This window comes from Thioalkalivibrio sp. ALMg13-2, assembly GCF_000381185.1.
In the GTDB taxonomy this organism is placed as follows: domain Bacteria; phylum Pseudomonadota; class Gammaproteobacteria; order Ectothiorhodospirales; family Ectothiorhodospiraceae; genus Thioalkalivibrio; species Thioalkalivibrio versutus.
The window spans coordinates 1-13,318 of record NZ_KB906133.1; the positions used below are offsets into that span (position 1 = coordinate 1).

The 13,318-nt window shown below is 61.3% G+C and carries 13 protein-coding genes and 3 pseudogenes; 8 read left to right on the top strand and 8 right to left on the bottom strand.

The window, feature by feature from the left end:
• The 4 genes and pseudogenes from F618_RS16070 to F618_RS0113610 form a co-directional block, all read left to right on the top strand.
• Positions 1-159 (top strand): annotated as a pseudogene (locus F618_RS16070) (FAD-binding oxidoreductase); the annotation flags it as partial.
• A 371-nt stretch (positions 160-530) separates the two neighbouring features.
• Positions 531-1,571, top strand: a complete 1,041-nt coding sequence (locus F618_RS0113600) for a fatty acid desaturase (protein ID WP_019568882.1) — start codon at positions 531-533, stop codon at positions 1,569-1,571.
• A gap of 297 nt (positions 1,572-1,868) precedes the next feature.
• A pseudogene (locus F618_RS15015) lies at positions 1,869-2,527 on the top strand (IS1595 family transposase).
• Between the two features lie 38 nt (positions 2,528-2,565).
• The gene (locus tag F618_RS0113610) at positions 2,566-3,885 is read left to right on the top strand and encodes a DUF2254 domain-containing protein (RefSeq protein ID WP_019568883.1); all 1,320 of its coding nucleotides are present in this window, start codon (positions 2,566-2,568) and stop codon (positions 3,883-3,885) included.
• Positions 3,886-3,982: 97 nt separating this feature from the next.
• Here the strand turns inward: F618_RS0113610 and F618_RS16670 are convergent, their stop codons facing one another.
• Positions 3,983-4,282 (bottom strand): transposase, encoded by a 300-nt coding sequence (locus F618_RS16670; RefSeq protein WP_155998040.1) that lies wholly within the window; start codon positions 4,280-4,282, stop codon positions 3,983-3,985.
• A gap of 519 nt (positions 4,283-4,801) precedes the next feature.
• On the opposite strand from F618_RS16670, the gene F618_RS16675 reads away from it, so the two are divergent.
• Positions 4,802-4,948 carry a winged helix-turn-helix domain-containing protein gene (locus F618_RS16675; RefSeq protein ID WP_369772997.1) on the top strand — a complete coding sequence of 49 codons (147 nt, stop codon included), beginning with the start codon at positions 4,802-4,804 and terminating at the stop codon, positions 4,946-4,948.
• Positions 4,949-5,098: 150 nt separating this feature from the next.
• Here the strand turns inward: F618_RS16675 and F618_RS0113625 are convergent, their stop codons facing one another.
• The 7 genes from F618_RS0113625 to sufB form a co-directional block, all read right to left on the bottom strand.
• Entirely contained in the window at positions 5,099-5,482 is a 384-nt protein-coding gene (locus tag F618_RS0113625) for an iron-sulfur cluster assembly accessory protein (RefSeq protein WP_019568886.1), read from the bottom strand.
• Positions 5,483-5,559: 77 nt separating this feature from the next.
• Positions 5,560-5,880 (bottom strand): non-heme iron oxygenase ferredoxin subunit, encoded by a 321-nt coding sequence (locus F618_RS0113630; protein ID WP_019568887.1) that lies wholly within the window; start codon positions 5,878-5,880, stop codon positions 5,560-5,562.
• The gene (sufT, locus tag F618_RS0113635; protein ID WP_019568888.1) at positions 5,880-6,425 is read right to left on the bottom strand and encodes a putative Fe-S cluster assembly protein SufT; all 546 of its coding nucleotides are present in this window, start codon (positions 6,423-6,425) and stop codon (positions 5,880-5,882) included. The genes F618_RS0113630 and sufT overlap by 1 nt, the downstream gene beginning before the upstream one ends.
• A gap of 23 nt (positions 6,426-6,448) precedes the next feature.
• Positions 6,449-7,786, bottom strand: a complete 1,338-nt coding sequence (gene sufD, locus F618_RS0113640; RefSeq protein ID WP_019568889.1) for a Fe-S cluster assembly protein SufD — start codon at positions 7,784-7,786, stop codon at positions 6,449-6,451.
• Complete coding sequence (sufC, locus tag F618_RS0113645; RefSeq protein ID WP_019568890.1) at positions 7,783-8,532, bottom strand: Fe-S cluster assembly ATPase SufC; 750 nt, start codon at positions 8,530-8,532, stop codon at positions 7,783-7,785. Before sufC ends, sufD begins: the two co-directional genes overlap by 4 nt.
• A gap of 43 nt (positions 8,533-8,575) precedes the next feature.
• Positions 8,576-8,998, bottom strand: coding sequence for a SufE family protein (locus F618_RS0113650; protein WP_019568891.1), 423 nt, complete (start codon positions 8,996-8,998; stop codon positions 8,576-8,578).
• A 60-nt stretch (positions 8,999-9,058) separates the two neighbouring features.
• Complete coding sequence (sufB, locus tag F618_RS0113655; RefSeq protein ID WP_018952029.1) at positions 9,059-10,507, bottom strand: Fe-S cluster assembly protein SufB; 1,449 nt, start codon at positions 10,505-10,507, stop codon at positions 9,059-9,061.
• A gap of 618 nt (positions 10,508-11,125) precedes the next feature.
• Between sufB and F618_RS15025 the strand changes: the two genes are divergently transcribed.
• The 3 genes and pseudogenes from F618_RS15025 to F618_RS0113670 form a co-directional block, all read left to right on the top strand.
• Positions 11,126-12,277, top strand: a complete 1,152-nt coding sequence (locus F618_RS15025) for an EAL domain-containing protein (protein WP_051080758.1) — start codon at positions 11,126-11,128, stop codon at positions 12,275-12,277.
• An 87-nt stretch (positions 12,278-12,364) separates the two neighbouring features.
• A pseudogene (locus F618_RS0113665) lies at positions 12,365-12,781 on the top strand (FAD-binding oxidoreductase); the annotation flags it as partial.
• A gap of 353 nt (positions 12,782-13,134) precedes the next feature.
• Positions 13,135-13,318 (top strand): helix-turn-helix domain-containing protein (locus F618_RS0113670; protein WP_019568894.1); only part of this gene is annotated, 184 nt, incomplete at its 3' end.

A 13,318-nucleotide genomic window follows, 5' to 3' on the forward strand; every position in this document is an offset into this window, starting at 1 on the left:
AAACACGGCGGCAAGAAAAGCCTGTACTCGCGCAGCACCTACGACGAAGCCACCTTCTGGCAGAACTACGACCGCGCGGCCTACGAGGCCCTCAAGCGCGAATGCGATCCCGAAGGACGCTTTCCGGGACTCTATGAAAAGGCGGTGAAACGGGGCTGAGGCCGGTTTTTCCTCCAGGCTGAAAATCCTTGTCCACCCCGGCTGATTGCGCGCCGGGAAATCGCGGAGACCGGCAAGATCGCGATCGACGGTGAATGCCCCGTCGCGCGTCCTGGTTGTCGTGGTCCGACCGCATCAAAGTAGTTGGCGCTTTTGGGCCCCACCCTGGGGCTGCCCGCGCCGGGTAGCGGCATCGCGGGTTCGGTGTGCGGTATCGAACAGACGGTGAACGCGCATGGGTCCAATATGGCTTAAGAGGCTATGGCTATTGTGACCGGTATCGGGGCGATGGCTCTGTGTCAGAAACCGGCACGCCGGCGATGGGTTGCGAACCCGTAGGTTGGAGGTCGAGCCTATTACGGAGTCCATACATGGATCCAGAAGTACTGCACCAAGAAACAACCGGTGATCCTCGAGCGTTACAGCGGGCACTGTCCGCTTATCGTGCTCCGCGCCTCGCCCGCAGCGTCTTCGAACTGCTTGTTACGGTGATCCCGTTCGGCCTTTTCTGGTTTTTGACCTGGGCAAGCGTGAGCGCTGGCTACTGGCTCGGTCTGCTGCTGGTGATACCCGCCGCTGGATTTCTCGTGCGGGTATTCATGATCCAGCATGACTGCGGCCACGGCTCCTTCTTTCCGTCCCGGCGCGCCAACGACTGGGTGGGACGGGCCCTGGGGGTGTTGACGCTCACGCCCTACGACCTCTGGCGCCACACCCACGCCCTCCATCACGCGCACTCTGGCAACCTGGATCGCGCTGACGAGGGGGGCATCGACACCTTGAGTGTGCGTGAATACCAGGCCCAGCCCCGGATGCAGCGTCTTCGGTACCGGCTGTACCGCCACCCGCTGATCCTGTTCGGCCTGGGGCCGGTCTACCTGTTCATGTTGCAGAACCGCGTACCCGTCGGGTTCATGCGCGCGGGATGGATGCCGTGGCTGAGCACCATGGGTACGAATGCGGCCATCGTGCTGGTCGTCATTGCGATGATGTCGCTGGTGGGGGTGGGAACCTTTCTTCTGGTGCACCTGCCGATCGCGATTCTGGCTTCTTCCATCGGCGTCTGGCTGTTCTATGTGCAGCACCAGTTCGAGAATACGCGCTGGGCGCACGACGAGGAGTGGTCCTTCCGCGAAGCCGCGCTCTATGGGAGCTCCTACTATGATCTGCCGGCTCCGTTGCGCTGGATGACCGCGAATATCGGGGTACACCACGTCCATCATCTCGCCAGCCGCATCCCGTTCTACCGGTTGCCCGAGGTGCTGAAGGATTTCCCGCAGCTTCGCGAGATTAGTCGTCTCACGCTGCGGCAAAGTCTCCATTGCGCACGACTCGCCCTGTGGGACGAGGAGCGCCGGCGTCTGGTCCCCTTCGAGCACGCGAACGCGGAGACGACTCCGGTGCGCGCGTGAGCGCGAAGAGCGAGTTTTCCGGCAGGGAATAGGTCGCCCGCGCTCGACTTGTCAGTCAGGCGCGGAAGATAGGCGTGCAAGCGCGATACAGGCAAATCCTGCGTGCGTGGCTCGGGCTGCACCCCTGTCTGGCAGATGGCTCGTTCGATGAGGTATTCGCGAGGCTTGATCACAAGGCGGCCACGGAAGCTCTGGAGCCTAAAGCGAAACCTGATTAGCACGGATGCTCCGCAGGCTTACTCTGTGAGCCACCACCGGGCGTAGTCTGGACCTCCGCCCAGAACGGAGCGCAGCAGCATGGCCCAGAATCGGAATCAGTTTCAGGCAGGAATGTCGATGCCCGAGTTCATCGCCCAGTACGGCACCGAGGCACAATGCGCAGCGGCGCTGGAGCAGACCCGCTGGCCCGATGGCTTTCGCTGCCCGCGCTGCGGTAGCGCGGCGCACGGCGCACGGCGCACGGCGTGATTAAGGCTGTCCGCGGGTCGGAGAACAAGGTCCCGTTCGTGGCCGCGGTGTTGCTGACCGAGGACGAACACCCGCTGCGCGTGAAGCTGTCCCCGGTTCCGGGTTTCACCTTCCGAGCCTTGTGGGACTGGTCGCGCCAGAGCTTGGCGCCGGGTTGCACCGTATACTCCGACGGTCTGGCCCGCTTCAACGCGGTCACCATGGTCGACTGCGCGCACCAGCCCACCGTGGTCGGCGGCCGCAAGCCGAAGGACCTGCCGGAGTTTCAGTGGATCAACACCGTGCTCGGCAATCTGAAGACCAGTCTGAGCGGGACCTACCACGCCTTTGCCTCCTCCAATAATGCGGCCCGCTACCTGGCTGCGTTCGCCTACCGGTTCAACCGACGCTTCGACCCGGCCACGTTGCCGCAGCGCTTGCTGATTGCTGTGGTGCACTGCGGTCGGCGGCCGGAACGCGAATTACGGTTTGGGGAGCATTCGTGCTAATGAGGTGTTGGATTGTATTCCATCCTGCGAGGTCGACCATGCTGAGCCGTCTCTACAATCTCTGGGCAACCCTGCGGACCGGCTTTTGGTTTGTGCCCACGCTCATGGCTGTCGGCGCGGTCGGGCTGGCTGTCATAGCCCTTAACCTTGATGCCGGCCTGCCGGAGGAGGAGGCCCGAAAGTTTTGGCTCCACAGCGGCGGGCCGGAGGACGCCCGCAATTTGCTGTCGACCGTCTTTTCCTCAATGGTCACGATGGCGACACTCGTAATATCGATCACCATGGTGGTGTTGACGCTAGCCGCCAGTCAACTTGGACCACGACTGGTAGGCAACTTCATGGGCGATCTCCGCACACAGATCGTGTTCGGCACCTTCCTCATGACCATCATTTATTGCCTGCTAGTGCTTCGCACCCTCGACAGCGAATTCGACATTTCCGCGGTGCCGCACATTGCGATCACGATCGGCACTGCGCTCGCCCTCATCAACCTGTTCGCGCTGCTGTTTTTTATCCACATTTTAGCTCGGTCGATCATTTCCGATACAGCGATCCGACGTGTCAACAGAGATCTCCGCGATTCGATTTCACGCCTTCTGCCGGCGAAGGACGAAGGTCAACCGCCCGTTGAGCGGCCGAAGGCGGATGACGTGCTGCCGGCCGACTTCGATGAACATGCGGCTTCTTTGTGGCTATCCGAAGAAGGCTATGTGCAGGCGATCAAGTATGCGCACCTAGTGGAAATCGCCTGCCGGCACAAGGCGGTGGTCCGCCTGGACTTCCGTGCCGGTGATTTCGTCATGCGAGGATCGCACAAGGCCAGTATCTATCCCGGGCGCCTGCCCGAGCCGGGTCTGGTGACCGAAATCGAAGGCGCGATCCTGGTCGGCGAAGATCGCACGGAGGTTCAGGATCTGGAGTTCTCGATCCGCCACCTGGTCGAAATCGCCGTGCGCGCGCTTTCGTCGGGCATCAACGATCCCTTCACCGCCACTGCCGTTATCGATCGCTTGGGCGCTGCGCTCGGCGAACTGATGCGGCGGGAACTCCAGCCCGAGGTGTTTTGCGATGAGGCCGGCGTGGTGCGCGTGGTTGGCCGAGCGCCGAGCTTCCGTGATTTCATGGACGTCGCTTTCCACCAGATCCGCCGAGCCGGAGCTACCCACCCCGCGGTCATCATCCATATGCGCAACACCATTGCGCGGCTTGCGGTCAACGTCCGCCTGTCCAGCCAACGCGACGCTTTGTACGATCACGCCGTCATCATCGCCGAAGCCGGCCGCTGCGGGGCGTCGGGAGCCTCCGACATGGCCGACATCGAGGGCAGCTATCAGGCGGCTCAAATGGCGTTAAAGTAAAACGCATAGCCTAGGGCCGCACCGGATGATCAGGCAACCCGGCAGCAGTACCCCGGTTCTATAGCGACCCCGACGACCGACCCGCCAACTGCGCTACTTATCTGGGCTGAGATCGATATCTCTCCATCCCCACACGAGCATTGCAGAAACTGCTGAGAGATGATCCCTTGGCAAAGTACGCGGCCGCGTCTCTTAAAAAATCCCGTTCCTTGGTCACCCGGGCCAGGTCGCGCCTCAGACGCGCGACCTCCTCATTCCTTGGCGCCCCGGTACCGGAAAAGGCCTTGCTGGCCCCGGCCTCCGCCTCCCGAACCCAGCGGGTCAGCAGGTTCGGACTCATACCCAGCTCCAGGGCAATCTGCCGGCAGCTTGTGTCCGATCGACGGACCAACTCCACCGCTTCCCGCTTTTATTCGGGGGTGTAACGTTTACGTTTCGACATGAACATTCCTTCGGCCCAGTATGGGCCTCCTCGTAAGTGTCCGCGTTAACGGGGTAGAACCCGTTCGAAGAACGCTGTAAATCCAGACGGTTCGTGATCGATTCGGAACTCGTCCAGCACATGTCCCGTACCATCGCCGACCGCCACTTGGTGGAAACGACTGCCGACATCCACGGCTACAAGAAGAGGGGTATCCATAGCGGTGACCTCCAGGCAAGATCCGACGCCAAAACTCATCCGGCGTCTCGTCTACCTTTCAGCCATCACTCCAGAAGAGTGGGCACCATCCACGTGGGACGCTCCGGATGATGCAGGGGCGGCGAAGGCGGCATTTCAGAACCGAGCACGTCCAAGCGGAGTGCGGACCCCACAAGCCACACCTCCGCCGCCGTCTCGAGTCTAGAACACCTCAACACCCTTCGCCGGCCTGCGAAATCCAAAGGTAGACCCTGGTTTTTTCTTCTGGGGGTCAATCTGGAGGACGCGACGGCCAATGCGGTCGACGTGCGGGTGGCGCGGCTGCGCCAGAAGCTGCGCCAGGTGGGGGTCGAGGGGCCGGCTATCCGCTCCATACGCAAGTACGGTTATGAGATGATCATGCCCGCCGTGCTCACGGAATAGGCTGCAGCGGCGCGAATCGTCCGGCAGGGACGGGCGTTTTTCCTGGTGGCGGTGGCTGCGGCCCCTCCCGATCGTGCGCGGATGCGTTCGAGGTGCGCCCACCGGGACGACCGCGACTTTCTCGGGCGGAAATGTCCCGGCGGGTTGCCGTCAGTCGACGGAGAAGCTTTCCCCGCAGCCGCAGGCGGCGGTGACGTTCGGATTGTTGAATACGATTTGCCGGGTCAGGCCCTCGGCCTTGAAATCGATCTCCATGCCGCGCACGAACTCGAAGCTTTTCGGGTCGACATGAATCGCGAGTCGGTCATCAGGGTGAAAGACCAGGTCGTCGGGGCGCGCCTCGTAAACCAGGTCCACTACGTACATCCAGCCCGAGCAGCCGGTCCGTTTGATCTCGATTCGGAATCCGCTGGCCTTCGGGTCGGTCTGCATCTGGCCGAGGATGTGTTCCACTGCGCGGTCGGTGGCGCGCAGGTGGTCACCGGGGACCACGTCGACGGGCGTGTTTGGCGTTTGGTCGAGCGCTGATGACATGGCGATCGCTCCTTGTTTAATGGTTTGCGCCAACGTGTGATCGGCGCTTTGGATAGCAGCGGGCGTCAGGTTCCGGTTCAATCCCAGCGGTCATCGCGGACCTGAACCGTTCCGTGGTGGACGCGTACGGGAAAACAGGTGAGGGGCTCCACGGCGGGTGCGCTCAGGGCCCGGCCATCACGCAGACAGAACTCCGCACCATGATGCGGGCAGGTCAGCCGGTCACCTTCGATCTTGCCATCGGCGATCGGATATTCCTCGTGGGAGCACAGATCCTCGATGGCGTAGAAAGCCCCTTCCACGTTGAACACTGCGATGGGTACGTCGTCGACGTCCACGATACGGTACTGTCCCGGCTCGATGGTTGTGGCCGGGGCAACATCCACCCAGTCACTCATCAGAACATCCCGGTCTCGAGGCGTGCGGCCTCGCTCATGCGCGAGGCGTCCCATGGCGGATCGAAGACCATCTCGACCGAGGCCTGGGTCACGGTCGGGATCTCCATTACCCGTTTCCGGACATCATTGGCGAGCGTGTCGCCCATGCCACAGCCCGGGGCGGTCAGGGTCATCTCGATCCATACTCGGCGCATGCCGTCGCTCAGGTTCTCGACCTCGCAGCGATAGATTAGTCCGAGTTCAACGATGTTGATCGGGATCTCGGGGTCATAACAGCTGCGTATCTGCTCCCAGACCAGATGTTCGACGTCGGCGTCCGTGGCGTTCTGGGGCAGCTGCGGCGGGGGCAGGGGCGTCTTCCCCAGCGCGTCGGCATCCTGGCCGCTGATACGGAACATGCGGCCCTGGGCGGTGACGGTGAATGATCCGCCCAGGGCCTGCACCAGTGCCAGCTTGCTGCCTTCGCCGATCATGACCTGGTGGCCGGCCGGCACGGCGACCGCCAGCGTGTCGCGTTCCAGAGTGATGATTTCCTGTGTCTGCATGAAAGAATCCTCCCGAAGGGAACTCACTGGCCGATAGAGTCTTCGATCGTCCCCGGAAGTCGTTGGGACAGGCGGTCGCGCATGGCCTCGCGTACGGGCTCGAGCGCGATCCGCTCGAGGACCTGCTCGGCGAAGGCATGAACCAGCATGGCGCGCGCGGTCTCGCGGGGGATGCCGCGACTGGCAAGGTAGTACAGGGCCTCCGCGTCCAGCTGGCCGACGGTCGCGCCATGGGCGGCCTTGACGTCATCGGCGTAGATTTCGAGTTCCGGCTTGGTATCGATCTCGGCTTTGTCCGACAACAGCAGGTTGGCACTGTGCTGCTCGGCCTCCGTCTTCTGTGCGCCTTCCTGAATCAGCACCCGGCCCTTGAAAACACCCCTGCCATGGCCCTGGGCGATACCACGGTATTCTTCCCTGCTCCGGGTATGCGGTACCGAGTGATGCACGCGGGTATGCGTATCGACATGCTGTCGTCCGCTTACCAGGAAGAGTCCATTGAGGTGGACCTCGGAGCCGGGTTCGATCATGTCGATGTTCAGGTCATGACGAACCAGCCGCCCTCCCATATTCACGTTGTGTGATGTGACGACGCTGTCGCGGTGTTGGCGCACGAACACGTTCCCGACGTGGTAGGCCGTGTCGCTATGATCTTGTAGCAGGTAATGCTGTACCTGCGCCCCGGCGTGCGCCACGATTTCGGTCACCACGTTGGTGAAACCGCGCGCGCCTTCGGCGTCCACGTAATGCTCGATCACCGTGGCAGCGGCCTGCTCCTCGGCGATGATCAGAATACGCGGATGGCACCAGAGCGCCTCGCTTGCCGCATTGCCGTACAGCAAGAGCTGAAGCGGGCGTTCGAGCGTTACGCCTCTGGCCAGATGGATCAGGACGCCATCGGTCAGGAAGGCCGTGTTCAGCGTTGGGAATGGCGAGAACCAGTCGTGTGCAACGGCATCCAGGTGCGGCTCTAGTTGATCCGGATTTTTCTGGATCGCGCTGTTGAGGCCGTGGATCTGTACTCCCGCCGGCAGGGGGTCCAGCTCCGACAGATCCGACCGCAGGTGCCCGTCCTCGAATACCAGTTGGATCGGTCCGAGTCCGCGGTGGGTGTGCCCGGCGACGGTCGCGGCATCGAGGCTGTCGCGCCGCCCAGCTGCGGCGAACGCCTTGTTGGTAAGCGGGCGTACGTTGGTGTATTTCCATTCTTCGTCGCGAGGGTCGGGGAAGCCCGTTTCGACGAATCGGCGGGCCGCCGCCCGCCGCCTTTCCAGAAGCCATTGGGGAAGGTGGGGCAGGAGCGCATCGTCGAGTTGCTCTGCCTGTAGGGTGTAGTGGTTTTCCTGGCTGATCGCGCTCATGCGGCCTCCTCGATGATCCCCTGATATCCATCGCGTTCAAGCTCTTCAGCCAGGGTTTTGTCACCGGACTTGATAATCCGACCGCCGGAGAGCACGTGCACATAGTCGGGTTCGATGTGGCTGAGCAGTCGCTGGTAATGCGTGACCAGGACGATCGCGCGTTCCGCGGAGCGGAGATGGTTCACCCCTTCGGAGACGATCTTGAGCGCATCAATGTCGAGGCCCGAATCGGTCTCGTCGAGAAGGGCCAGTCGGGGTTCGAGTACCAGCATCTGCAGGATCTCGTTGCGCTTTTTTTCGCCGCCGGAGAACCCCGAGTTGACCGCTCGGTGTAGAAAACTCTCATCCATCTGCATCATTTTCATCTTCTCGCGCACCATGCTCAGAAACTGGAAGGTGTCCGCTTCTGGCTCGCCTCGGTGTTTGCGCTGGGCGTTGTAGGCCTCCTTGAGCAGGTAGATATTCTTCACGCCGGGGATCTCTACCGGGTACTGAAAGCCCAGTAGCAGTCCCTCGCGCGCCCGGACTTCGGGCTCCATTTCCAGCAGGTTGACCCCCTGATAGGTCGCGGAACCCGCGGTGATGTCGTAGCCATCACGCCCCCCGAGCACTTGGCAAAGGGTGCTCTTGCCAGAGCCGTTGGGGCCCATGATCGCGTGCACCTCGCCCGGCTTAACCTCGAGGTTGATGCCTTTGAGGATCTCTTTACCGTCGATGTCTGCCTTGAGGTTCTCGATCTTCAGCATGTGGTGTTCTCCCAGGAATCCGATTGTTGAATAGGCGGGGCCATCAGGCCCGAGCGGGCATATGTTCCAGTGCAAGCTCCCGGATGCGGAACATCAGGGCCTCCATGCCGGCTCGGCGGGTGGGGCTGAGCGCCTCATCGATACCGATCTGACCGAACATTTCATAAGGATCGGTCTGGAGGACGCCCTCCGGCGTCTTGTCGCGAAACGGCAGCAGCATCAAAGCCATCAAGCCGCGTACCATCGAGGTTTCGGCATCGGCGTGGAATATCAGCCGGGGTGGGTCTTGATCGTCCAGGTGAGCGGTCAGCCACGCCTTGGTGTTGCAGTCTTTTATGCGATGGGGCTCGGTTCGCGCTTCGTCCGGCAAGGCGGGCATCTTGCTGCCGAGGTCCTCGATCATCTTGAACCGGTCATCCCAGTCCGGAAGCATCTCGAAGGCCGTCATCAGTTCCTGCTCGTTCATGTCGTTTGGTCCTCGCGGTTTGTGCATGGCGCGCCGTGCGGCTCTGATCTGGTGGGTGGCTCAGCCGACTGCACCTTCCAGAGAAACGGCAAGCAATGCTTCGGCCTCGGTTGCGAACTCCATGGGAAGTTCGCCGAAGACTTCCTTGCAGAAGCCGTTGACGATCATGTTGACGGCGTCTTCCTCCGACAGGCCCCGCTGCTTCAGGTAGAAGATCTGGTCGTCGCTAACGGTCGACGTGGTCGCCTCGTGCTCGATTTGAGCGCTCGGGTTCTTGGCCTCGATATAGGGGTAGGTGTGAGCACCACAGGTGGATCCGAGGAGGAGAGAGTCGCACTGGGTGTAGTTCCGTGCGTTTTCGGCTCCGGGTGTCATCCGCACGAGACCGCGGTAGGCATTGTTGGCGCGACCGGCCGAGATGCCCTTGGAGATGATGGTGCTGCGCGTGTTGCGACCGATGTGGATCATCTTGGTCCCACTGTCGATCTGCTGAAAGTTGTTGCCGACGGCGACGGAGTAGAATTCGCCCACCGAATTGTGGCCGGTGAGCACACAACTGGGGTACTTCCAGGTGATCGCCGACCCGGCCTCGACCTGGGTCCAGGCGATCTTGCTGTTATCGCCACGGCACTCGCCGCGCTTGGTGACGAAGTTGTAGATGCCGCCTTTGCCTTCCTCGTCGCCTGGATACCAGTTCTGTACGGTGGAGTACTTGATCTCGGCATCTTTTTCGGCGACCAGCTCGACCACGGCGGCATGCAGCTGGTTCTCGTCTCGCTGGGGCGCGGTGCAGCCCTCCAGGTAACTCACGTGGGAGCCTTCCTCGGCAATGATCAGGGTCCGTTCGAACTGCCCGGTGTCCATGGCATTGATCCGGAAGTAGGTGGACAGCTCCATCGGGCAACGCACGCCCTTGGGGATGTACACAAACGAACCGTCAGAGAACACAGCGGAATTCAGCGCGGCGAAGTAGTTGTCGTTGCGTGGCACGACGGTCCCGAGATACTTCTTGATGAGTTCGGGATGGTTCTGCAATGCCTCGGAGAAGGAGCAGAAGATCACGCCCGCCTCGGCAAGCTTCTCCTTGAAGGTGGTTGTGACCGAGACGCTGTCGAATACGGCATCCACGGCGACACCAGCCAGACGCGCCCTCTCGTGCAGCGGGATACCGAGCTTTTCGTACGTCTCGAGCAGCTTGGGATCGACTTCGTCCAGGCTTTGCGGGGCATCGTCTTTCGACTTGGGGGCCGCGAAGTAGGAGATGGCCTGAAAGTCGATCTTTGGATAATGGACATGTGCCCAGTTGGGCTCGCGCATCTCCAGCCAGTCGCGGTATGCGGCAAGGCGCCAGTCCAGCATGAACTGCGGCTCGCGCTTCTTGCGCGAGATCGCGCGGACCACATCCTCGTCGAGGCCGGGCGGCAGGATGTCCTGATCAATGTCGGTCGAAAACCCCCACTTGTAGTCGCGCTTGACGAGTTGCTCGATGTCTTTCGGCTCTGTCGACATGCCTCTACTCCGTTTTTCGGGTTTGCGGGATCCCCGGGGCTCTCGGGCCCCGTGGGTTGGAATCCCGACGAAAAGCCATGGGGCCCTTGAGCAGAGCCGGACAAGACTGCTACCGGCCACCTCGCGGGCTTTGCTCCTCTTCGATCCGTGCAAGTTGCCTCACTGGCTCCCGGACCTCGTCGGTGCGAACGGGCGAACGGCCCAATCGACACCTGTGTTAGGTCACGCTAATGAAATTCCTGAGTGTTTCAATAAGGTATTCGGCGCGCAGGGACTCTTAGCCCTGCAACCTGCGAGGAACTCCAACGGCAGCACGGGTCTGTAGCCTTGTCCGCGAGATCCTGCGAAGCCCTTGGAACAGGTGCCTGTGGACTTCGTGCTTCCTCCGCTTCTCGTTCTGTCGGCGAACGCCCGTAACACCGTCAAGTCCTTTTCGGATGCCGACAGAGCCGTCCCTTGCGAACGTGTTTCACGGGTCTGTATGGTCGAGCGAAGGTGATGTGAACGATTGTGTAGGAGAGGGAAATGGCGGGAGTGACTTCGTATCGTGTGGAAATGCCCATGATCGCAGAAGGAATCGACCTACCGTTCGACGGGTAAGGTGGTTCGGCGGAGCTCCTGCAGGAGGCTTTGCATGCCGTGCGCGTGCACATGAACCTGGAGGTGGCGTTCATATCGGAAATACGCAATGGGTGTCGAACCTTTCGGTTCGTGGACGAGGAAGAGGGTGCACCGAAACTTCACGTAGGCGACTCGGACCCGGTCGAGCTGAGCTACTGCCAGCGGGTCATCGATGGCCGATTACCCGGCTTGCTCCACAATGCGGTGGAGAACCCTGTGGCTGCAGAGCTGCAAGCGACATTCGACTTGCCCGTCGGCGCACACCTCAGTGTTCCGATTCGGTTCTCGGACGGCCAGGTGTATGGAACGCTTTGCGTGTTCGACCGCAAGGCGGATACATCCCTTACCGAGCGCGACCTGGGGTTGATGCGTGTGTTCGGCGATTTCGTCGGCAATCAACTGGAACGGGAACAGAGGCGCAGGCAGCAGCGCGACGAACATCGTGGACGAATCCAGCGCGTCCTTGATGACGAGCTGTTCTCGATCGCCTTGCAGCCGATCTGCAATATCGAGCAGGATGAGACCGTCGGTTACGAGGCCCTGGCGCGCTTTGGGGCGGAGCCACAGCAAGGTCCGGATCGGTGGCTGGAAGATGCTGAACGGGTCGGTCTGAGAGAAGATCTCGAACTGGCCCTATTGAAGAAAGCGCTAGCACTTCTGGAGATCCTGCCCGACAGATACTACATCTCGTTGAACGCTTCGCCGGATGTGATTCGCTCCGGACGGTTCCATCAGCTTTTGCGGAGCCAGCCCTTGAACCGCGTCATGCTCGAAGTGACGGAACATGCCGTCGTCGAAGACTACGATGTGCTGGGTGACGCTCTGTCTGATCTGCGCGCCGACGGTTTGCGACTGGCCATTGACGACGCCGGGGCCGGCTACGCGAGCTTTCGTCACATCATTCGCCTGCGTCCCAACGTTATCAAGCTGGACCGAAGCCTCGTTCAGGGTGTTTCGGTCAATAGCGGGCTGAGGGCATTGGCCATGGCCCTGATCCGGTTTGCAGAGGAGACAGGCGGCAAGATCGTAGCCGAAGGTGTCGAGACCGAGCACGATCTTGACGTGCTGCGTGAAATCGGCGTCTACAAGGTGCAGGGGTACTTGATCGGTCGGCCTAAAGCGATCAAGGAATACGACTTCACGACCTGACCTATGGAGTTGCCGGTTCTTGCCGGTCGTTTGACATCGCTGGTCATCGCTCATGGCCCCCTTTCATCAACGTGCCTTGGGTCGGATGCGGTTCGTCCGCGCAGCGAGTCGGTGATCCAGGACGTCGACATCCCGATCGCCAGCGCCGCGGCGTTTCTGGAAGAGTTCGAGGCCGAAATCGGTATCCGTCCGGTGTGGATCTGCCCGTTTGTCGTGCCCGAGGCCGGGTTCTCGTTGTTCCAGCTGCGTAGCGATACCGCGTACATCAACTTCGGCTTCTGGGACATGGTCCGCTCCAGCGCGCCCGATGGTTATTACAACGCTCGGGTCGAGGCACTGGTCGCGAAACACGGCGGCAAGAAAAGCCTGTACTCGCGCAGCACCTACGACGAAGCCACCTTCTGGCAGAACTACGACCGCGCGGCCTACGAGGCCCTCAAACGCGAATGCGATCCCGAAGGACGCTTTCCGGGGCTCTATGAAAAGGCGGTGAAACGGGGCTGAGGCCGGTTTTTCCTCCAGGCTCAAAATCCTTGTTCACGCCGGCTGATTGCGCGCCGGGGAGTCGAGTGTACCGGGAAGTTCGTGATCGACTCGTGGGAGAGCCGTCGGAACGCACGGTCCTTTTTAACTTGTTGCGTAATGCTGTATTTGGTCGGACGCTTACAGAAGGCCATACTGGGCCAAAGATGTGTTCAAGTCGAAGGGAATCGGTACAGTCCCGAAAACAAGCGGGGAGCAGTGGCTCTGATCCGGCGAGCAGGCACCGGCCGCCACTAGTGTCCTTTAACAAAAGTTCATCGACTCCGTGACTGTCCCCCTGTATCCTGATAACAGGCACTCGGGAGGCGACCGGAATGGGACGACCGATCAAGACGTTGACGATCAGCGAAGCCGAACGCGACGAGCTCGAGAGCTGGCTGCGGCGGCGCCAGATGCCCGCGGCGGAACAACAGCGCGCGCGCATGATTCTGCTGAGCACGCGAGGCCTGAAGGCTTCGGAGATTGGCGCGCGGGTTGGCGTCTCGGCGGAGACGGTGA

Bases quoted from the DNA above. Each gene is read 5' to 3' on its own strand.
- F618_RS0113600 (WP_019568882.1), top strand. From the start codon at position 531: ATGGATCCAGAAGTACTGCACCAAGAAACAACCGGTGATCCTCGAGCG.
- F618_RS0113610 (WP_019568883.1), top strand. From the start codon at position 2,566: ATGCTGAGCCGTCTCTACAATCTCTGGGCAACCCTGCGGACCGGCTTT.
- F618_RS0113625 (WP_019568886.1), bottom strand. From the start codon at position 5,482: ATGTCATCAGCGCTCGACCAAACGCCAAACACGCCCGTCGACGTGGTC.
- F618_RS0113630 (WP_019568887.1), bottom strand. From the start codon at position 5,880: ATGAGTGACTGGGTGGATGTTGCCCCGGCCACAACCATCGAGCCGGGA.
- sufT (WP_019568888.1), bottom strand. From the start codon at position 6,425: ATGCAGACACAGGAAATCATCACTCTGGAACGCGACACGCTGGCGGTC.
- sufD (WP_019568889.1), bottom strand. From the start codon at position 7,786: ATGAGCGCGATCAGCCAGGAAAACCACTACACCCTACAGGCAGAGCAA.
- sufC (WP_019568890.1), bottom strand. From the start codon at position 8,532: ATGCTGAAGATCGAGAACCTCAAGGCAGACATCGACGGTAAAGAGATC.
- F618_RS0113650 (WP_019568891.1), bottom strand. From the start codon at position 8,998: ATGAACGAGCAGGAACTGATGACGGCCTTCGAGATGCTTCCGGACTGG.
- sufB (WP_018952029.1), bottom strand. From the start codon at position 10,507: ATGTCGACAGAGCCGAAAGACATCGAGCAACTCGTCAAGCGCGACTAC.